Below are 18,826 nucleotides of genomic sequence, written 5' to 3'. Positions count from 1 at the left end.
GTACCCCGAAGGGCCTTACCGCTCGACTTGCATGTGTTAAGCACGCCGCCAGCGTTCGTCCTGAGCCAGGATCAAACTCTCCGTTGAAGACTCTCGAAACACTCCCCAAGGGAGCGAATCAGAAAAATCAAAAGACTAGAGTCCGAAAACCTAGCATTGCCGAACACCAGCAAAAAGATTCGCTGTTGTTCAAAATGTCCGCTCCTCAACCGGGGGGGGTATGAGAAGCGGAACCAATAATAATATTGGCACTGACATTCATCGACACACTATTGAGTTCTCAAAGAACACACGCACAAGCCTCCACCCGCAACATTTCATCGGGGCTTCGGCAAGGCAACTGTTCCAACCTAGCGCAGACAACCCAACCGAAGCAAGTTCGGGAGGAGTTCGACTGGCTAGATGATCAGTCAGGCGCTCGGCGGACTGTGTCCGTGTCGCTCTGACTCGAACTAAGTTACGCACCGCCGAACACGAAGTCAAATCGCCTGGAAGATCCGGCGTTTCCCCAGGTCGGCACCGCGCCCCCAGCACGGTCGGCAGTCCGCCACCCCGCCGGGATACACCCCGCGTGATCTGAGACACCCATGGCGATCCACTGGCAACTGATCGCTCGTCCAGCTTGGCGGCGAACTATAAATGCCTTCTCACCTGGAACTATGTCCTGTCCCACATGGACACCCACCCCGGGTCGATATACAGTTCACGAACCATCAGCAATTCTTTGGTTAACCCAGGGCGGAAGGAGGCCGAGGTGACCGACGATCTCGACTCGGTCGAACGTCGCGCCTGGAGCGCGGTGGTCACCCTGGCGATGCGCGTTCCCAGCGCGCTCGACTCACGGTTGCAACGCGAGTTCGGGGTGACCCACTTCGAGTACCGGATCATGGCGCTGCTGCGTGAGGCACCGGACAACCGGATGCGGTTGAGCGTGCTCGCCGCGCGGGGGCACGGGTCCATCTCCCGCATCTCCCATGTGGTCTCCAAGCTGGAGCGGGTCGGCTGGGCCAGGCGGGTGGCCGCGGCGTCGGGCCGCGGGGTCGACGCGGTGCTCACCGAGAGCGGACTGGCCAAGGTCGTCGAGGCGACGCCGGACTACCTGGTCGCGGTGCGCACGCTCGTGCTCGACGGGCTCGACGCACCGCAGAAAGCCGAGCTGGCCACCCTCGGGGAGCGACTGTCCGATCATCTCGTCGGCACCCTGCGCGGGGACGAACCCGCCCCCTGAACCGGCGATGCCGCCCCCGGTCGGCCGGGAGCGGCATCGTGGCGGCAGATCTCAGACCCGGTCGGGGTGCCAGGTGGCGACCGCCCAGATGACCACGATGTCCAGGATGATCACCAGGATCGACCACCACGGGTAGTACGGCAGCCACAGGAAGTTCGCCACGATCGACAGTGCCGCGATCACCATCGCCAACACTCGTCCCCACGTCTGACCGGCCAGCAGACCGATCGCGACGATCACCGCGATCGCACCGAAGATGATGTGCCACCATCCCCAGGCCGTCAGGTCGAACTGGTAGGTGTACGCCGGGCCGACGACGATCAGGTCATCGTTGGCGACGGCCGCGATTCCCTGCAGGATCTGCAGGACGCCGACCACTGCCAGCAGGATGCCGGCCCCGATGGAGGTTCCCGCCGCGATGCCCTCTCGGACGGGATGCTGATTCTGGTTCGTCGTCATCGCTCGGCCTTTCCCTCACGTCAACAGACGTGCCACAGCGGCACACACCGACGGTAGGAAGCGGACCGGCGGCGCGCCTCACCCGTTGCGGGTGAATTCGCGGACCCGGCGTACCGGGCGCAGCGTCTTGCCGAGGTCGGTACGCAGCGTGAACAGGGCATCGAGCAGATAGTTCTGCCTGACCCGCCACGGATGCCGGTCGCCCTGGCGGGGGAAGGCCGCGATCGAGCGCTGGATGTAGCCCGCGTTCAGGTCGAGCAGCGGGCGCTCGCTGAGCGAGCCCTTCGGATCGGGGACCACGGCCGCGGCGCCGGTGCGGTCGAGATGGGTGAGGACCTTGCAGACCAGGCGCGAGGTGAGGTCGGCGCGCAGGGTCCAGGAGGCATTGGTGTAGCCGACGCAGATCGCGAAATTGGGCAGGCCGGTGAGCATCGCGCCCTGCCAGACGAATTGCTCGGCCAGCGGCACCGGGGTGCCGTCGACCGACGGGGCGATCCCGCCGAAGGCCAGCAAGCGCAGGCCGGTGGCCGTGACGATGATGTCGGCGGGCAGGATCTTGCCCGATTCCAGGCGGATGCCCTCCGGGACGAACGCGTCGATCCGGTCGGTGACCACCGCGGCCTTGCCCTTCTTCATCGCCTTGAAGAAGTCGGCGTCGGGGGCGGCGCACAGGCGCTGGTCCCACGGGTCGTAGTCGGGGGTGAAGTGTTCGGCCACCAGCCGCTCGTCCTTGAGAATGCGGGTGGTGAGGCCGGTGAGCAGCTTGCGCGCGGCGGCGGGGCGACGGCGGCAGTACTGGTAGAAACCGATGTTGAACAGGATGTTCTTGGTCCGGATCAGCCGGTGCGCGAGCCCGGCGGGCAGCAGCTCGCGGATCTTGTCGGCCTGTTTGTCGCGGCCGGGGACGGCGCTGATCCAGGTGGGCGTGCGCTGCAGCATGGTGACGTGCTCGGCCTCGTCGGCCAGCGAGGGCACCAGGGTGACCGCGGTCGCGCCGCTGCCGATGACGACGATCCGCTTGTCACGCACGTCGAGGTCGGTGGGCCAGAACTGCGGGTGCACCAGGGTGCCCGCGAAATCCTCGCGGCCGTCGAAGTGGGGGTCGTGCGGCTGCTGATAGTCGTAGTAGCCGGCGCAGGTGTAGAGGAATCCGCAGGTCAGGGTGCTCAGCTCGGGGCCGTCGGGACCCTCGTGGGCGATGGTGAGCTGCCAGCGCGCCCGCGCCGACGACCAGTCGGCGCCGATCACCCTCGACCCGTAGCGGATGTGCCGGTCGATCCCGTTCTCGCGCGCGGTCTCGCGGATGTAGTCCAGGATCGAGGCGCCGTCGGCGATCGACTTGGCCGCGCGCCACGGCTTGAACGGGTAGCCGAGGGTGAACATGTCGGAATCGGAACGGATGCCCGGGTACCGGAACAGGTCCCAGGTGCCGCCGAGATCGGCGCGGGCCTCGAGGATCGCGTAGCTGCGCCCGGGGTGTTCGGTCTGCAGCCGGTAGGCGGCCCCGATCCCGGACAGTCCGGCCCCGACGATGACGACGTCGAGGTGTTCGGGGGCAACGGCGGAGTCGGTCATGGGGTCCAGTGTGCCGTGTCTCGCCTATTCTCGGTGCCGTGTCGATCTTTCGCCGGGCGGGCTGGTCGTTCGTCGGCGTACTGGTCATCGCGGTGACGGCCGCGGTCGCCGGGTGGCCGGTGTTCGTCCGGCCGCAGCTGGATCCGTTGCGGCGCGCCGAGGTGATCGTCGTCCTCGGCGGTGTGCCCTACGAGCGGTTCGACCTCGGGATCGAGCTGGCCGAGCGCGGTTTCGCGCCCGAGGTGCTGATCGCGCAGACCTCCCCCGACGATCCGAACATGGATCGATTCTGCGGCGGGCGCTTCGCCTTTCGCGTCTCGTGCTTCGTGCCCGACCCGACGCGCACCGACGGGGAGGCGAGGGAGATCGTCCGGCGGGCGACGATCTACGGCTGGCGTCATCTGATCGTCGTCACCGCGACCACGCACGTGTCGCGGGCGCGCTACCTCGTCGGCCGGTGCTACGACGGCGAGCTCACGATGGTGGGCAGCGGCGCCGGGGACGGCCTCTCGTTCTGGTCCAGGGTGTACGTGCGCCAATCCGCCGGGTATGTCCGGGCTTTCGTGAACCAGCGGTGCGACGAGGTCGTTTAGGCTGGTCGGGTGCCGGACTCGCCGATCGACACCCACCCGCACGAACCCCACGCCGAGGGGCTGGCCTCCCGGCTGAACTGGCTGCGCGCCGGGGTGCTCGGCGCCAACGACGGCATCGTGTCCACCGCCGGACTGGTGGTCGGCGTCGCGGCGACGACGAACGACAGCACCACGATTCTCGCCGCCGGTGTGGCCGGACTCGTCGCCGGCGCGATTTCGATGGCGGCCGGTGAGTACGTGTCGGTGAGCACCCAGCGGGATTCGGAGAAGGCGCTGCTGGCCAAGGAACGGCGCGAGCTGGCCGACTTCCCCGACTACGAACTCGCCGAGCTCACCGAGATCTACGAGGCCAAGGGCCTGAGCCCGGCGACCGCGCGGCAGGTCGCCGAGGAGCTGACCGCGCACGACGCCTTCACCGCGCACGCCGAAGCCGAACTGAAGCTGGACCCGGACGAGCTCACCAACCCGTGGGCGGCGGCCGGATCCTCGGCGATCGCCTTCACCTGCGGCGCGCTGTTGCCGCTGCTGGCGATCGTGCTGCCGCCCGCGCAGTGGCGGGTGCCGGTGACGTTCGTGGCGGTGCTGGTCGCGCTCGCGCTCACCGGCTCGCTCAGCGCGCGACTCGGCGGCAGCAGGCGCGGCAGGGCGGTGTTGCGGGTGGTCGTCGGCGGTGCGCTCGCGATGGCGATCACCTACGCGATCGGCACGCTCACCGACACGCTCGGCGGCTAGCGCATCGGGCCGAGATCGAGCCTGCGGGTGACCCGGTCGACGACATCGGGCGGCATCCCCGGTTCACGGCGCGCCGCGAGCGCCTCGCGGCGGCCCGCCTCGACGACCGCTTCCCTGGCCGCGCGCATCCGCGCGGCGAACTTGCGCTCGTTCTCCATGGCGGCCTTGGCGTCGGCGTCGGCGGCTTCGGGGTCGGCCTTGGCGGAGACCTGGCGCATCCGATCGCGCAGGTTGTCGTAGACGTCGGGCGGCAGGTCCTCGGTGTCGGCGATCCGCTGCAGTTCGGCCAGTTCGGCGCGGCGCACCCGGATCCACAGTTCTTTCTCGAGCGCGCGTTCCCGCTTGGTGTCGGCGTGCACGCCGGTGATCCGGACGACCAGCGGCAGGGTGGGCCCCTGCACGAGCAGGGTGAACAGCACGACTGCGAAGGCCACGAACAGGATCTGCGAGCGGGCGGGGAAATCGGCGCCCGACTCGATGGTGAACGGCACGGCCAGCGCCAGCGCCACCGTCGCGACGCCGCGCATCCCCGCCCACCAGGTGACGATCACCTCGCGCCACGTGAACGGCTCGTCGGTGAGCCGTCCCAGCTTCCTGCTGATCACCCAGGTGGCCAGCAGCCAGGCCAGCCGCAGCAGGACCACGACCGCGAGGACGGCGACGGTGACGCCGGCCAGCCCGGACCAGTCGTGGCCGGTGGTCTCGATGACCACGCGCAGTTCCAGGCCGATCAGCGCGAACGCGAAGCCGGTGATCAGCATCTCGGCGATGTCCCAGAAGGCGTCGGCGACCAGCCGGTATTCGCGATCCCCGATCTCGGTGACAGCGTCGGTCAGATACAGCGCGCACACCAGCACCGCGAGGACGGCCGAGCCCTCCCAGTGCTCGGCGACGCCGTAGGCGACGAAGGGCAGCAGCAGGCTGAGCGCGACCTGGCCGGTGGCGTTGTCGAGGTATCCGGTGAGGCGACTGCCCAGCCAGCCGAGGGCGAGGCCCACGACGAGCCCGACCACCGCGGCGAGCACGAAATCGCCGAGCGCGTGCCACGGCGAGAACAAGCCCGTGACCACGGCCTGGATGCCGACGGTGTAGATGACGATCGCGGTGACGTCATTGAACAGGCCCTCGCCGCCGAGGGTGACGATCAGGCGGCGCGGCAGGCCGAGGCGACTGGCCATCGAGGTCGCCGCGACCGGGTCGGGCGGCGCGACCAGCGCGCCGAGCACCAGGCCCGCGGCGACGGCGGTCGCCGGGTTCCAGGCATGGAACACCGCGGCGACCGCGACGGCCGTGACGATCACCAGGCCGACCGCGCGCAACGCGATGATCTGCCAGTTCTCGGCGAACTGCCGCCACGAGGTGCGCCGGGCCGCGGCGTAGAGCAGCGGCGGCAGCACCAGCGGGAGGATGAGTTCGGGCGGCACGTTCAGGCTGGGCACCGCGGGAATGAGCGCGAGCAGGCAGCCGAAGACGGTCATCAGGATCGAGGGCGCGACCCCGATGCGGCCGCCGAGCGATTCGGCCAGTACCGCGGCGAGCAGGATCACCAGAGTGAGCACCAACTGGTCCATAGCGGATCAGTCTCATCGACGGCGACGGCGTGCGCGGGGCGACCCGCCGACCGTCAGGGCCGAACGGCGGCCGCGGGCGGGACGAAGATCGGCGGCAGCGGGAACGGCAACTGGATGACCGGCGGCGGGGGCGGCGGCGGGGGCGCGGGCAGCGGCTCCGGCGCGGGTACAGGTTCGGGTTCCGGCGGCGGGGGCGGCTCGTAGGCGGGCGGTTCGTAGACCGGCGGCTCGTTGACGGGCGGCGGAGGCGCCTGGATCGGCTCCGGTTCCGGCGGCGGGGGTGGCGGCGCGGGGGCCGGCGGGACCGCGGCGTCGGGCGTGGTGACGGTGCAGTTCCAGGCGCCTGCCTCGTCGACCCGCCAGTGCGCGACGATGCCGCCCGCCGAACAGTTACCCCCGACGCGCCGCGCGGGCCACGGCGGCGCGAAGGCCACGGCCTGCCCGGAGGCCTCGTCCGCCGAGACCGGGGATTCGGCGCCCATCTGGTTGACCCGGTCGTTCTCGTCGCCCTGGTTCGCGCGCATGACCAGGCCGAGCGCGACGACCAGCGCGAGCAACGCGGCGAGTACCGCCGCGATCGCGATCACCCGGGTTCTGCTGCTCTCTGCCATCACACCGCCTTCGCCCGCGGATCTGGACTCCCCTCGTCCAGCAGGCTACCGCACGGTTGCTCGATGACGACCCTGGTCGAGTGGACTGCACTGGCCAGGGCACATACGTATATTCAGTGGTTGCCAGATGTTTACTTGATCGCGACCCGCACCTTCACCGCGTCGGCGTCGGTGTTGTGCAGGGCCTGGGCGATCAGCGCGCTCAGATCGAGTTGTGGCCCGGTCGCGGTGATCGACTCGGTGAGCGGCCGCAGCCCGGGCAGCAGGGCGGAGAGTTCGGGTCCGATCTCTTCGAGCTTGGCGGTGAGCTCCTGCAGGAACGGCACGAGGCCACCCTCGCGCAGGTACATCTCCGGGTCGCCACCTGCGGCGCTGACCCGGCCGACCGACTCGACGAACTCGTCGATCACCTGGCTCAGGCGCACGAACGCCGGCGCCGCGGCGGAGGTGGCCGGGCCCGCCCAGCCGATGTCACCGGAGACGTACTCGAAGTTGTTCTGCAGCTCGGCGATCGCGGGCGCGCGGCTCATGATCGCCGCCGCCAGCAGGTCGCCGGCGCGCGCCAGCTCCGGGATCACGTTCTCGGTGCCGGTCATCGCTTGACCGAGCGTGTCGACCAGCGATCCGACGACGGCGGGATCGAGCTGCTCGACGGTCTTGGTGACCAGCCGCGCGACCTCGGGGATCGACATCGGGGTGCGCACGTTCTCCCCCGCCAGCCGCTGCCCGTCGCTCAGGTAGGGGCCGTTCGCGTCGCGCGGCACGAACTGCACGTACGGCTCGCCGAGCGAGGACAGGTGCTCGATGGTGACGATGCTGCTCATCGGCACCTTGTTCTCGGCGCCGAACCGGAAGCCGACCTCGACGCCGCCGGACGCGGCGGTGTCGACGGCGGTGACCTTGCCGATCTCGATGCCGGTCAACAGGATCGGCGAGCCGACGCTGAGACCGCCGGAGTTGGCCAGCTCGATCGAGGCCTCGGTGTAGTCGGCGAACGGGTCGACCTTCACGACGCCGAAGGTCAGGTAGCTCGCGCCGAGCACCGTGATGGCGGCGATCCCGGTCAGCGAGGCGAGGGCACCGATCTTCATCGCACCATTCCGATCATCCGCAGCGCGGTCACGATCTGCTCCACCTGTTCCTGCTCGGACAGCTGGACGCTGGTGACGTTCACCTTCGGCCCGCGCTCGGCGAAGGGAATCACCTTGTCGCGCAACAGCGCGGTGAGCAGCGCCATGTTGGTGGAGGAGCGCAGGTCGGCCGAGCCACCCGTGGCCAGGGGCAGGAAGGCGGTCGCCGCCGCGTCGCCGGCGCCCGCGATCGGGGCCAGCCAGGTCAGCGAGGAGCCGACCGGGCCGAGCGCCTGGAAGATCGTCATGGTCTTGGCGATCGAGTCCTGGTTGCCCGTGAGCGAGCGCACGGCCTCGGGGGTGAGGATGTTCGTCAGTTCGGCCTCGATGCCCACCATGACCTCGGCGTTGGCGGCCAGCCCGTTGACCAGCAGGTCCACCTGGTCGAGGTTGGCGGCGAGGTCGGCGGCGTCGGCGCCCATGACGGCGGAGATGCGCGCGGTCTCCTTCGGATCGCGCGGCATCACCGAGTTCACCCGCCCGATCATGTCCTGCAGCTGACCGATCGCGCCGCCCTGCACGAACAGGGCCATGGTGGCCATCGTGTCCTCCAGCTGCACCGGCGGTTTCGTCTGGTCGATGCCGATGGTGCCGCCGTCGCGCAGCAGCGAGCCGAAGCCGTCCTTCGGGGTGGTCAGCGAGACGTGGATGTCGCCGAGGATGGTGTCCTGGCGCAGCTCGGCGATGGTGGAGGTCGGCAGCTGGACCGAGTCGCGGATGTCGGCCTCGACGACGACGTAGCCACCGCGGCCGGCGGGCGCGTCGGCCGGCTGGATCACCCGCACCTCGTCGACGGTGCCGATCTCGGCGCCGTTGGCGATGACCTTCGACTTGGCGGGCAGGTTCAGCGCGCTGCTGAACTCGATCTGCACCCGGTAGGTCGGTCCGCTCACGCTGGAGCCGGGCACCGGCACCTCGGCGGGGTCGAAACCGCAGCCGGCGACCGCGAGCCCGGCCGCGAGCGCGAGGGCGATCGCGGTGCGCCGCACACTCTTCCGTCGCACGTTCATCGGGCACCTGCCATTCCCAGCACCACCTGGACGAGGTTCACATCGGTCAGTCCCGCCGCGGGATCGGCGCACTGCCCCGGGACGAGCGCGTTGAGCGCGCCGCACACCTGGTCGGCCTCGGCGGTGGGCAGCGCCACCTTCGGCGGGGCGTAGGTGATCGCGGTGCCGCCGGCGACGCTCTGGAACGCCGAGGTCAGCGCGGGCATCTTCAGGACCACCTCACGCAGCGATCCGACGTTGGCGCGCAACAACTTCACCAGCGGGACCGCGCCGTCGAGCGCGCCGATCAGCGGGTCACCGAGGATGGTGGCGAAGTCGTTGAGCATCGGCAGCAGCTCGCGCAGGCCGTCGAACAGCGAGGTGGCGGGGCCGAGCAGGTCGTCGGAGGCCTGGTTGAGCAGCGGCGCCAACCGCACCAGCATGGTCTGCAGGTCGCCCCAGTTGGCGGCGACCCGGTTCGAGACCGAGGCGAACGCGTCGAAGAGCCCGGCCAGGTGGCCGATGTCGGCGTCGGGCTGGTTCATCGCCGAGCCGAGCTTGTGCACCAGTTCGTTGATCGTCGGGCCGGTGCCGACGGTCGCGCGGTCCAGCGAGGCCAACCCGTCGACGAGCGCGCTCGGCTGACCGGCCTCGGCGCCGGAGAGCTGTTCGGACAGGCTCGCCAGCGCGGTGAGGGTCTCGGTGATGCTCTTGGGGGTCAGCGTCTTGGTGATGCACCCGCCCGACAGCCGCTCGGTGTTCGCGCCGCTGGCCAGCACGGCCAGATTGCGGTCGGCGGCAACGGAATACGCGACGGTGGTCGCGGAAGCGTCGGCGTAGACCGGGTATTCGGCGTCGACCTCGAACTCGACCCGCACCTTGGGGCCCTCGTTGCGCACCGCGGTCACCTCGCCGACATCGATGCCGCGCATCGTGACGTGGTTGCCCGGGTAGAGCCCGATCGCGTCGGGCATGAGCGCGCAATAGGATTCGGTCTTCTTCAGCGGATCGAAGGCGACGAAGTAGCCGCCGATCACCAGGGCCACCAGCACGGCGACGCCGGCGATCGACATGAACGCCTGGGATCCGAGGAGTCGTTTCAGCATCAGCACGCCTTCCCCGGCAGCGGCACACACACGGCGGACTGGTCGACCACGATGCCCGCCTCCGGCGTCGCCAGTTCCGAGAGCTTGGTCTGCAGGCTCGACACCGTCCCGAGCAGCGGCTCGAACCGGCCCTCGAGTTCACGCAGGCGCGGCAGCGCGTCGGCCAGTTCCTGCGCCTTCGGTTTCAGGGTGGAATCCCAGCTGGGGGCGAGCCCGGCGAGCCGGTTCACCACCGAGACCAGCAGGCGGACGGCCTCGGCCAGTTCGGCCTTCTTGCTCAGCAGCACGTCCTCCAGCAGGTTGACGTTGTCCATGAGTCTGCCGAGATCGGACTTGGCGCCGTCGTACATGGAGATGTACTCGTCGAGGATCGCGATCGAGGTCGACACCTGCGAGCGCTGGCGATCGAGCATGTCGACGTACTTGCCGACAGTGTCGAGGGTGGAGCGCAGCGCCTCCGGGGAGGCGGCGATCGCGGAGTTGGCCGCGGCCAGGTTCTGGCGCACGGTGTCGCCGTCGACGGCGGCCAGCGGCGCGGTCGCGTCCTGGAAGGTCTCGATCAGGCTGTAGGGCAGGCGGATCCGGTCCGCGTGGATCGGCTCGTCGCCCAGCGGGCGCGAACCTGCCGGGTACAGCGCGACGTAGTGGCCGCCGACCACGGTGAGCATCCGGATGTCGAGGGAGGTCTGGTCGCCGACGAACACCTCGCGGTCGACGGTGAACTCCATCAGCACCTTGTCCGGCTTCAGCTCGAGCGAGGTGACGCTGCCGACGGAGATGCCGGCCAGGCGCACGTCGTCGCCCTCGCGCACCGACTGCGCCTCGCTGAGCTCGGCGGTGTAGGTGTGCTTGCCCAGCGGCACCACGTAGACGATGCCCGCGCCGATGATGAACAGGACGACCAGGCTCAGGCCGATGATGCCCATCCGCAGTTCGCGGGCGCGCTTGCTGGCTTCGTCCATGATCGGGCGATCGCCCGAGAAGAACTTCAGGCGTTGCATACCGTCACCTTCTGTCCGGCGATCAGCACCTGCAGCGGGGCCGGCACCTCGGCGGCGCCGTTGCTGCAGGTCGGCGTGAAGTCGGCGAAATCGCGCGAGAGCGTGGAGTCGACGGTGGCCAGCAGGCCGGGCAGGCGCCCGAACACGGCGACGGCTTCCCCCGGATCCGGGAACAGGCCGCGGATCAGCGCGTCGACCTCGGCGCTGCCTCCCTCGACCAGGCCGAGGGAGGCGAGCAGCCGGTCGACCGGCGCGAGCACCGAGGGCGCGGTGGCCGCGAACTGCGCGACGCCGCCGATGTTGCGCTGCATCGCCTCGAAGATGTCGGTGAGCCGGGCCAGCAGCGGTAGCAGGTAGCCGACGCGGCCGCCGTGCCGGTCGCCCAGCGTCGACAGGTTGCGGATGAGGGTGTTGATCACCTGCTGGCGGTCCTCGGCGTAGCTCGCGAGCTGGTCGATCGCGGTGAGCGCGGGGCCCAGGCCGCTGCCGTCGCCCTCGATGACGGCGAGCATGCTGGCGGTGAACTGGTTGATCGCCTCCGGCGACAGCGTCGCCAGCACCGGCTTGAGGCCGCTGAACAGGCTGGTCACGTCGAAGGACGGCACGGTCATGTTCGCGCCGATCCTGGCGTCGGCCGCGATCCGGTTGCCCGGGGTGGGCGCCTGCTGCAGGTCGATGTAGCGCTGGCCGGTGAGATTCTGGTAGCGGATGGCCAGCTTGCTGTTGTCGTAGATCGGGGTGTCGGTCTTGACCGTGAGGTGCACCTTGGCCTTGTCGCCCTCGAGGCTGATCTTCTCGACCTTGCCGACCTGCACGCCGAACATCCGCACGTCGTTGCCGACCTTGAGGCCGTTCGCGTCGGTGAACAGCGCGTCGTGGGCCTCGGTGTCCCCGGAGACCGGGCGCTTGATCAGGGTGAAGACGAGTCCGAGCACGGCCAGCATGACCAGCGCGAACACACCGAGTCGCAGGGCGACGCCACCGACCTTCATCACGCACCGGCCTTTCCGAACAGCGGCACCGCGATCGCGGGCACGCCGCTGAGCTCGACGTCGAGGTTGAGGACGGGGCCGTTCGGACCGTCGGGCATGGCGCCGCGCAGGTTGGCGAGCAGGGCGGCCAGGTCGGCGCCGGTCTGCCGTGGGTTGGGCGACATCTGGGCCAGCGCGTAGAGCATCGGCGCGAGCATGTCGGTGGTCTCGGCGAAGTGGCCGCCCGCGGTGGTCAGGGTGGTGGTCAGGGCGGGCAGGATGTCGCCGCCGATCACGCCGACGCCGATGTCGTAGCGCTCCTTGTCGACCTGGGTCACCTTGATCTCGCTGAGCCGGTCGATCACCTGCATGGTGGCGCCGGCGAACTGGCCGCCGCCGTCGAAGGCGGCACCGAGCTTGCCGAACAGTTCCGAGGGCGCGACGTCCTGGTTGTCGGCGATGGTCTTGGCCACCGTGATCAGCGCCTGGACCAGCGGGGTGAACGCCTTGAAGTCGGCGGCCAGCTGGGAGACGACCGTGGCCATCTGCGGGCTGGTCACGGTCATGCCGACCTGGGAGAGACTGCGCAGGATGGCGCTCATCGTGGCGTCGTAGACGCGGCCGGAGTTGGCGCCGGTCAGATCGAGCTCCGCGCCGGGGCGCAGCGGGCTGCCGCCGGCGCCACGGCGCAGTTCGATCTCGGCGATGCCGAACAGGTTGGTGGGGGCGTAGTCGACGGCGAGGCTGTCGTCGACGCCGTGCAGGCGGTCGGCGTCGAGCAGCAGCGAGATCCGCTGGGTGCCGCGCTCACCGGGGGTGACCTCGGCGACCTCGCCGACGGTGACGCCGTCGACGCGGACCTGGCTGCCCGCGCTGATGCCGTCACCGAGGTGCTCGGTGCGCAGCGCGATCCGCAGGCCCTCCTCGGTCTTCAGATTGTTGTAGGCGACGGTGGCGAGCAGGACCGCGGCGATGACGCCGAGGATGATCGCGCCCGTCAGCCGCGACGTGCGCCGATCGGCCGCGACGCCGGGCATTCCATAGTTAGGCACGCACTCACCCCGTAAAACTGATCGCCGAGTTGAAGCCCCACAGCACGATCGACAGCACCATGTCGATGGCGACGATGGCCACCGAGCTGGCCCGCACCGCGCGGCCCGACGCGATGCCGACGCCCTCGGGGCCACCGGTGGCGAAGAAGCCGAAATAGCTGTGCACCAGGATCACGACCGTGCCGAACACGGCGACCTTGATGACGGCCGCGATCATGTCGAAGCCGGAGATGAACTGGAAGAAGTAGTGGTCGTACACGCCGGCCGACTGCCCGTAGACCATCGTGAGCAGTCCGCGGCAGGCGCCGTAGGACAGGATCAGCGCGATCAGGAAGGTCGGCACGATGGCGATGGCGCCCGCGATCACGCGGGTGGTCACCACGAACGGCACCGAGCGCAGGCCCAGCGCCTCGATCGCGTCGATCTCCTCGGAGATGCGCATCGAGCCGATCTCGGCGGTGATCCGGCAGCCCGCCTGGGCGGCGAAGCCGATGGCGGCCGCGATCGGGGCGAGCTCGCGGGTGGTGGCGTAAGCCGAGATGACGCCGGTCACCGGGCCCATGCCGAGCATGTCGAGCGAGGCGAAGGATTCGACGCCGACCGAGGCGCCCATCACCAGGCCGAGCACGATCATCATCGGGACGGTGCCGCCGCCGACGATGATCGACCCGCGGCCCCAGGTCATGTCGGTGACCGCGCGCAGCGTCTCGTCGCGGTAGCGGCGCAGCGTCAGCGGCACCGAGGACAGCACCTGCCAGACGAAGACCGCGATGAAGCCGAGTGATTCGCCCGCCGAGGCGATGCGCTTGCCGACGCGGGCGGGCTTGCGCAGCCAGTGCAGCGAGGTGGGGATGTAGGAGGAGGCAGCCATCACGCCAGCTTCGTCGGCAGGAACATGGCGCTGATCTGCGTGCCGAGCAGATTCACGATGGCGATCGAGACCACCGAGAGCACGACGGCGGCGTTCACCGCGTCGGCGACACCGCGTGGTCCGCCCTTCGCCTCGAGCCCTCGCTGGCAGGCGATGACGACGACGAGGAAGCCGAAGATCAGCGCCTTGAGCAGGGACACCCACACGTCACCGACGGTGGCGAAGGAGCCGAAGGTCGACCAGTAACTACCGGGCGTCACACCCTGGCCACCGACGGCGACCGCGTATCCGGCGATCACGCCGACGAAGATGATCAGCACATTGAGCATCGGCGCGACGATCAACATCGCCGCCATCCTGGGAATGACCAGCCGGTGCACCGGGCTGATGCCCATGGTGTTGAGAGCGTCGATCTCCTCGCGGATGGTGCGCGCGCCGAGATCTGCCGCGATCGCGGCGGCGCCTGCGCCACCGAGCAGGAAGCCGGTGGCGATGGGCGCGCCCTGCTTGATGACGCCGAGACCACCGGTGGCGCCGAGCATCGAATCCGCGCCGAGGCTGTGGATCAGATTGCCCACCTGCAGCGAGACGATCACGCCGAACGGGATCGCCATCAGGATCGCGGGAATCGCGGTGACCGTGATCAGGCGCCAGGCCTGCAGGAGGGTCTCGCGCCACTGGAAGTGGCCCCGGGCGACATCGGAGACCGAGCCGGTGACCGATTCCTTGGCGAGGTCCACGGCCCGCCCGAAAGTCCGCAACGACGACACGATGGTGTCGGTGAAGTTCTCGCGGACGATCCGGGTGGCGGAATCCGGCTTCGCGGAATGCAGATCGGCGGACATCAGAAACGTCCCCGGCCCGCTCGCGAAGCGCGGTGCATGGTGAATTTCATACCGCACTCTCTGGCTTCGGCGTCGGTGCCAACTCCAGCAAGCTAACCGGTACTCTGCGTCACAACAAAATTTCGGGGTGGTGACCCTCGTCGCTTTTCGACGGTTCCGATGACAAAACCATTGTTGATGTGATCTGCCACACCCGCACTACGGACTTGCGGCGAGGAACACGAAAGCGGCGAACAACGCCAGGTGAACGCCGCTCTGCAGCAGGGTGGCACGGCCGGGAACGACCGTCAGGGTGCCCACCACGACCGTCAACGCCAACAGCACCATCTGCGTGGCGCCCAGTCCCAGGATCAGCGGACCACTCAGCCAGATCGAGGCCACCGCGATCACCGGGATGGTGAGACCGATACTGGCCATCGCCGAGCCGAGCGCCAGATTCAGGCCGATCTGCACCTGGTGACGCCGGGCGGCGTTGACCGCGGCCAGCGTCTCCGGCAGCAGCACCAGCATCGCGATCACCACACCGACCGCCGAGGGCGGCAGGCCGGCCGAGGCGATCGCCGTCTCCAACGCGGGCGAGACCACCTTGGCCAGCCCGACCACGCAGACCAGGGCGAGCACCAGCAGCCCGAGGCTGGTCAGCGCGGCGCGAGCGGACGGCTTCGCGTCGTGCGGATCGGTGTCGTCCACCGCGCCCGCGTCCTCGACCGGCAGGAAGTCGTCACGATGACGCACGGTCTGCACCATCACGAACAGGCCGTACAGCGCCAGCGAGGCGACCGCGGCGAAGGCCAGCTGCGCGGGCGAGAACTCCGGCCCCGGCAGGCTGGTGGTGAAGGTCGGCAGCACCAGACTCAAGGTGGCCAGCGTCGCCACGGTGGCCAGCGCGGCGCCGGTACCTTCCGAGTTGAACACCGCCACCCGGCGCCGGAGCGCGCCGACGAGCAGGACCAGGCCGAAGATGCCGTTACAGGTGATCATCACCGCGGCGAAGACGGTATCGCGGGCCAGCGAGGCCGCCTTGTCGCCACCGGAGATCATCATCGTCACGATCAAGGCCACTTCGATCACGGTGACGGCGACCGCGAGGATCAGCGAGCCGAACGGCTCACCGACCCGGTGGGCGACCACCTCGGCGTGATAGACCGCGGCCAGCACCACCCCGACCAGCGCCACACTCACCACGGCCACGACTCCCCCGGGCACATCGCGACCCCAGGTGAGCAAGAGCAGGAGGGCGGCTAGGAAGGGGGTGAACATGGTCCATCTGGTCGTCAGTGCGGCGATCATGACCTCCATCGTTCCAGGTCCGCGCGCGTGACCCCGGATACGCGGAGCGAAGATCGCCCGATGGATTCCCCGGGACCGCCCCCATGGGGAACAATTCAGCCCGTGCGGACCCAGTTCACCCTCGAGCTCGTTGCCCTGTCCAACGATCTCACCCTGATGTCGCGCCTCGCCCACGATTCGACACAGCGGGTCACCGAGGCACTCGCCGGGGCCGACCTCACCGCGGCCTACGAGGTCTTCGCCCTCGACGAACAGCTCCAGGAGATGTTCGCGGCCTGCGAGAATCGCACGATGGCGCTGCTGGCCCTGCAGGCGCCGGTCGCGCGCGACCTACGCCATGTGGTGACCGCGATCCAGATCGCCGGGGAACTCTCGCGCATCGGACGACGCACCGAAACCGCCGGTCAGTACGTGTATCGGGCGCATCCGCGCGCCGTCGCGCCGGAGCCGGTCGTCGACCAGCTGGTGGCGATGGGCACCCTCACCGCCGAATGCGTTGCCCGCGTTGGCGCTTCGGTGGCCACCGGCCGCTTCGTCGCCGACGACGGGACCGCGGCCGCGACGATGGAGCAACGCTGCCGCGAGTTGCGCACGATGCTCGCGGACACGGAGACGGGCGTCGACGCAGGCGCGGCGATCGATCTGGCCTTGCTGGGCAGTCAATTCCAGCGCTGCGTCGACCACGCCGCCCGCATCGCCCGGCTGATCCGATTCCTGGACACCGGCATCCCACCGGAGACCGGCACCCTGCCCGACTGATCCACCCGTGATGTGATGTCGGTCACTCCGGGTTTACGCCGCGTTCCGGCAGGTCACCTCCGTCGATAGGTGAACGCTATTGAGCCGCAATTCCTTTGCGCTGTCCTGTGCCGAAGGTCATAGCCGACAATCGGATACGACGCCGCGCGCGGCCGTTAGGTTGTGCCGGTTCATTTTCGACGAAGCGTGTGGGTGGTACGGGCATGAAGTGGTCCTCGATCAGTGGCTCTCCTCTGGGCAGGGCGCTGTTGGCGCTGGCAGGCGCGGTGCTGCTCGCCGTCGTACTGACCGTCGCGAACTCGTTGCTGGACAAGGTGAATCCCACCGCGCCCGGGCCCGGGTCGGCGACCGCGGCGACGGTCTCGGGCAAGGAGATCGGTGACCTGATCGGCAAGCTCGTCGTCGCGAAGGAAGGCCCGATGACGGGCTACACGCGCGAGCAGTTCCCGCACTGGGACACCAACAAGCCCGAGCACGGCTTCACCGGGGACCTGGCCCAGTACGCCAAATGCACCAGTCGCGAGGTGATGATGCTGCGCGACGCCACCGGCGGGGTCACCCTCGACGCGAAAACCTGTGAGCTGAAGGTGCCTTCGGGCGCCGGCTGGCAGGACCACTACGGGTTCATCGACAAGAAGACCGGTCAGCTCGGCCCGTACAAGTTCATCACCGACCCGGCCAAGGTGGACGCCGAACACATCGTCGCGCTGGCCGAGGCCTGGCGCTCCGGCGCCGCCGACCGCGACGTGGACACCCGCCGTCGCATCGCCAACGACTCGATGAACCTGGTCGCCGCCGATCCCTCGGCCAACCGTTCCAAGGGCGATCAGGACCCCGCGAACTACCTGCCGCCCGGCGAATTCCGGTGCGCCTATGTCGAGCATTACGTGAAGGTCAAGATAAAGTACGCCCTGACCGTTGATACCGCCGAGCACACCGCGTTGCGCACCGCAGTCGACGACTGCCTCCGCCGAGGAGAGTTCAAATAAGCGAGACGATCGAGATCACCGCCGAGAGCGCCGTCATGACCGAAGAGGAAGGGACGGTGTCCGGCGAGCTCGACGTCATGCTCGACGACGCGGGCCACGGTCTCGTCCGCTATCGCGGCACGGACACCTGGTACACCATCGGCAACATCGAGGGTGAGCCACCGCGGGTGTGGGACTGCGTCGCCGACCTGGTGAAGGCCATCAAGAAGATCGCGGGCACCCGCGATGTGGCCGGGAACACCGTGGTCTTCGAGGCCTGACGCCGCGCCTGGCAATCTGGTAGCTATGCCGATTGCCTCTTTCCGACCCCCTACCTGTGAGCTCGCGTGGTCGACCCTGGGCCGCAGGCTGCCGCTGGCCGCGACACTGCTGGCCGTCGCCCTGACCCTCGTCGGCGTGCTCACCTGGCAGGTCAACAACGACGCCGGGATCATCCGGATCGATCCGCGGGTGCTCGACTGGATGATCGCCCACCGCGGCGAACCGCTCACCTCGATCGCCCGGTTCGTCACCGACCTGGGCGACACGCTGTCGATGACGATCCTCGCCACCCTCACCGTCGCGTGGTTCGCCGCGCGCCGGGACTGGGCGACGGTGGCGCTCGTCGCGCTCACCTCGGCGGGCGCCGGCGTGCTCGTAGTGGTGATCAAACGGCTCGTCGGCAGGCATCGGCCGCCGGAGGTGTCGCGGCTGGTCGCCGAGCCGAGCCTGTCGTACCCCTCCGGTCACACGCTCGGCACCACGGTGGTGGTCGGCATCGTCGCGCTGACCGTCATCCCCGGCCTGCGCCGCCGATGGCTGCGCGTGGCCGCCACCGTGTTCGCGGTGCTGTTCCCGATCGCGGTGGGCCTGTCCCGGATCTACCTGGGCGTGCACTGGTCCACCGACGTGCTGGCGGGCTGGATCTTCGGCCTGGCCTGGCTGACCCTGTGCGTCACCGTCTTCGCCTGGGTGTATCGCGAACACTTCGCCTCGGCTGCCCCGGCCGAGGTCCCGGTGGCGGTGTCCGGACGGAAATAGCGCGGCGCGCTGTCAGCGCGACCCTCCGATGAAC

Annotated in this window: 20 protein-coding genes and 1 rRNA gene; 7 read left to right on the top strand and 14 right to left on the bottom strand. The window is 69.1% G+C overall.

Annotated features, from left to right (window positions below):
• Positions 1–87: ribosomal RNA gene (locus DFR69_RS32995) — 16S ribosomal RNA — on the bottom strand; the annotation flags it as partial.
• Positions 88–754: 667 nt separating this feature from the next.
• Between DFR69_RS32995 and DFR69_RS32990 the strand changes: the two genes are divergently transcribed.
• Positions 755–1,228 (top strand): MarR family winged helix-turn-helix transcriptional regulator, encoded by a 474-nt coding sequence (locus tag DFR69_RS32990; RefSeq protein ID WP_110041615.1) that lies wholly within the window; start codon positions 755–757, stop codon positions 1,226–1,228.
• 51 nt (positions 1,229–1,279) lie between these two features.
• On the opposite strand, the gene DFR69_RS32985 is transcribed toward DFR69_RS32990, so the two are convergent.
• Together DFR69_RS32985 and DFR69_RS32980 are read right to left on the bottom strand one after the other, a co-directional pair.
• On the bottom strand, positions 1,280–1,687 hold the full coding sequence (locus DFR69_RS32985) for a DUF7144 family membrane protein (protein ID WP_110041614.1): 408 nt from the start codon (positions 1,685–1,687) through the stop codon (positions 1,280–1,282).
• A gap of 78 nt (positions 1,688–1,765) precedes the next feature.
• Positions 1,766–3,262 carry a flavin-containing monooxygenase gene (locus DFR69_RS32980; RefSeq protein ID WP_110041613.1) on the bottom strand — a complete coding sequence of 499 codons (1,497 nt, stop codon included), beginning with the start codon at positions 3,260–3,262 and terminating at the stop codon, positions 1,766–1,768.
• A 38-nt stretch (positions 3,263–3,300) separates the two neighbouring features.
• Here DFR69_RS32980 and DFR69_RS32975 point away from each other — a divergent pair, with 38 nt between their 5' ends.
• Together DFR69_RS32975 and DFR69_RS32970 are read left to right on the top strand one after the other, a co-directional pair.
• A complete protein-coding gene (locus DFR69_RS32975; protein ID WP_110041612.1) occupies positions 3,301–3,855 on the top strand; it encodes a YdcF family protein in 555 nt (184 codons plus the stop codon).
• A gap of 9 nt (positions 3,856–3,864) precedes the next feature.
• The gene (locus DFR69_RS32970) at positions 3,865–4,587 is read left to right on the top strand and encodes a VIT1/CCC1 transporter family protein (RefSeq protein WP_110041611.1); all 723 of its coding nucleotides are present in this window, start codon (positions 3,865–3,867) and stop codon (positions 4,585–4,587) included.
• Here the strand turns inward: DFR69_RS32970 and DFR69_RS32965 are convergent.
• From DFR69_RS32965 to DFR69_RS32915, 11 genes are all read right to left on the bottom strand, one after another.
• Entirely contained in the window at positions 4,584–6,158 is a 1,575-nt protein-coding gene (locus DFR69_RS32965) for a Na+/H+ antiporter (RefSeq protein ID WP_110041610.1), read from the bottom strand. The genes DFR69_RS32970 and DFR69_RS32965 overlap by 4 nt on opposite strands.
• Positions 6,159–6,211: 53 nt before the next feature.
• Complete coding sequence (locus tag DFR69_RS34925; RefSeq protein ID WP_208644085.1) at positions 6,212–6,769, bottom strand: hypothetical protein; 558 nt, start codon at positions 6,767–6,769, stop codon at positions 6,212–6,214.
• Between the two features lie 131 nt (positions 6,770–6,900).
• Positions 6,901–7,860: an MlaD family protein gene (locus tag DFR69_RS32955; protein WP_110041609.1), complete on the bottom strand. Its 960-nt coding sequence runs from the start codon at positions 7,858–7,860 to the stop codon at positions 6,901–6,903.
• On the bottom strand, positions 7,857–8,909 hold the full coding sequence (locus DFR69_RS32950) for an MlaD family protein (protein WP_110041608.1): 1,053 nt from the start codon (positions 8,907–8,909) through the stop codon (positions 7,857–7,859). Before DFR69_RS32950 ends, DFR69_RS32955 begins: the two co-directional genes overlap by 4 nt.
• Positions 8,906–9,994 (bottom strand): MlaD family protein, encoded by a 1,089-nt coding sequence (locus tag DFR69_RS32945; protein WP_167456494.1) that lies wholly within the window; start codon positions 9,992–9,994, stop codon positions 8,906–8,908. The genes DFR69_RS32950 and DFR69_RS32945 overlap by 4 nt, the downstream gene beginning before the upstream one ends.
• On the bottom strand, positions 9,994–10,995 hold the full coding sequence (locus tag DFR69_RS32940) for an MlaD family protein (protein ID WP_110041606.1): 1,002 nt from the start codon (positions 10,993–10,995) through the stop codon (positions 9,994–9,996). Before DFR69_RS32940 ends, DFR69_RS32945 begins: the two co-directional genes overlap by 1 nt.
• Positions 10,983–11,987, bottom strand: a complete 1,005-nt coding sequence (locus tag DFR69_RS32935; RefSeq protein ID WP_110041605.1) for an MlaD family protein — start codon at positions 11,985–11,987, stop codon at positions 10,983–10,985. Before DFR69_RS32935 ends, DFR69_RS32940 begins: the two co-directional genes overlap by 13 nt.
• Positions 11,987–13,018, bottom strand: a complete 1,032-nt coding sequence (locus DFR69_RS32930) for an MlaD family protein (protein ID WP_244198580.1) — start codon at positions 13,016–13,018, stop codon at positions 11,987–11,989. The genes DFR69_RS32935 and DFR69_RS32930 overlap by 1 nt, the downstream gene beginning before the upstream one ends.
• 4 nt (positions 13,019–13,022) lie before the next feature.
• On the bottom strand, positions 13,023–13,889 hold the full coding sequence (locus DFR69_RS32925; protein WP_110041603.1) for an MlaE family ABC transporter permease: 867 nt from the start codon (positions 13,887–13,889) through the stop codon (positions 13,023–13,025).
• Positions 13,889–14,734 (bottom strand): MlaE family ABC transporter permease, encoded by an 846-nt coding sequence (locus tag DFR69_RS32920; protein WP_110041602.1) that lies wholly within the window; start codon positions 14,732–14,734, stop codon positions 13,889–13,891. The genes DFR69_RS32925 and DFR69_RS32920 overlap by 1 nt, the downstream gene beginning before the upstream one ends.
• Positions 14,735–14,932: 198 nt before the next feature.
• A complete protein-coding gene (locus DFR69_RS32915) occupies positions 14,933–16,024 on the bottom strand; it encodes a calcium:cation antiporter (protein ID WP_110041601.1) in 1,092 nt (363 codons plus the stop codon).
• A 102-nt stretch (positions 16,025–16,126) separates the two neighbouring features.
• Between DFR69_RS32915 and DFR69_RS32910 the strand changes: the two genes are divergently transcribed.
• The 4 genes from DFR69_RS32910 (at position 16,127) to DFR69_RS32895 (ending at position 18,792) form a co-directional block, all read left to right on the top strand.
• Positions 16,127–16,783 (top strand): phosphate signaling complex PhoU family protein, encoded by a 657-nt coding sequence (locus DFR69_RS32910; protein ID WP_110041600.1) that lies wholly within the window; start codon positions 16,127–16,129, stop codon positions 16,781–16,783.
• A 203-nt stretch (positions 16,784–16,986) separates the two neighbouring features.
• Complete coding sequence (locus tag DFR69_RS32905; protein WP_110041599.1) at positions 16,987–17,772, top strand: HNH endonuclease family protein; 786 nt, start codon at positions 16,987–16,989, stop codon at positions 17,770–17,772.
• 35 nt (positions 17,773–17,807) lie between these two features.
• The gene (locus DFR69_RS32900) at positions 17,808–18,032 is read left to right on the top strand and encodes a hypothetical protein (RefSeq protein WP_110041598.1); all 225 of its coding nucleotides are present in this window, start codon (positions 17,808–17,810) and stop codon (positions 18,030–18,032) included.
• 25 nt (positions 18,033–18,057) lie between these two features.
• Complete coding sequence (locus DFR69_RS32895; RefSeq protein WP_167456493.1) at positions 18,058–18,792, top strand: phosphatase PAP2 family protein; 735 nt, start codon at positions 18,058–18,060, stop codon at positions 18,790–18,792.
• Positions 18,793–18,826: the final 34 nt, after the last annotated feature.

The sequence above is a fragment of the Nocardia neocaledoniensis genome (assembly GCF_003182135.1).
GTDB lineage: Bacteria > Actinomycetota > Actinomycetes > Mycobacteriales > Mycobacteriaceae > Nocardia > Nocardia neocaledoniensis.
Note: the sequence above shows the minus strand (reverse complement) of the source record. Positions and strands in the feature narration are given on the sequence as shown.

Bases quoted from the DNA above. Each gene is read 5' to 3' on its own strand.
- DFR69_RS32985 (WP_110041614.1), bottom strand. From the start codon at position 1,687: ATGACGACGAACCAGAATCAGCATCCCGTCCGAGAGGGCATCGCGGCG.
- DFR69_RS32980 (WP_110041613.1), bottom strand. From the start codon at position 3,262: ATGACCGACTCCGCCGTTGCCCCCGAACACCTCGACGTCGTCATCGTC.
- DFR69_RS32965 (WP_110041610.1), bottom strand. From the start codon at position 6,158: ATGGACCAGTTGGTGCTCACTCTGGTGATCCTGCTCGCCGCGGTACTG.
- DFR69_RS34925 (WP_208644085.1), bottom strand. From the start codon at position 6,769: ATGGCAGAGAGCAGCAGAACCCGGGTGATCGCGATCGCGGCGGTACTC.
- DFR69_RS32955 (WP_110041609.1), bottom strand. From the start codon at position 7,860: ATGAAGATCGGTGCCCTCGCCTCGCTGACCGGGATCGCCGCCATCACG.
- DFR69_RS32950 (WP_110041608.1), bottom strand. From the start codon at position 8,909: ATGAACGTGCGACGGAAGAGTGTGCGGCGCACCGCGATCGCCCTCGCG.
- DFR69_RS32945 (WP_167456494.1), bottom strand. From the start codon at position 9,994: ATGCTGAAACGACTCCTCGGATCCCAGGCGTTCATGTCGATCGCCGGC.
- DFR69_RS32940 (WP_110041606.1), bottom strand. From the start codon at position 10,995: ATGCAACGCCTGAAGTTCTTCTCGGGCGATCGCCCGATCATGGACGAA.
- DFR69_RS32935 (WP_110041605.1), bottom strand. From the start codon at position 11,987: ATGAAGGTCGGTGGCGTCGCCCTGCGACTCGGTGTGTTCGCGCTGGTC.
- DFR69_RS32925 (WP_110041603.1), bottom strand. From the start codon at position 13,889: ATGGCTGCCTCCTCCTACATCCCCACCTCGCTGCACTGGCTGCGCAAG.
- DFR69_RS32920 (WP_110041602.1), bottom strand. From the start codon at position 14,734: ATGTCCGCCGATCTGCATTCCGCGAAGCCGGATTCCGCCACCCGGATC.
- DFR69_RS32915 (WP_110041601.1), bottom strand. From the start codon at position 16,024: ATGATCGCCGCACTGACGACCAGATGGACCATGTTCACCCCCTTCCTA.
- DFR69_RS32905 (WP_110041599.1), top strand. From the start codon at position 16,987: ATGAAGTGGTCCTCGATCAGTGGCTCTCCTCTGGGCAGGGCGCTGTTG.
- DFR69_RS32900 (WP_110041598.1), top strand. From the start codon at position 17,808: ATGACCGAAGAGGAAGGGACGGTGTCCGGCGAGCTCGACGTCATGCTC.
- DFR69_RS32895 (WP_167456493.1), top strand. From the start codon at position 18,058: ATGCCGATTGCCTCTTTCCGACCCCCTACCTGTGAGCTCGCGTGGTCG.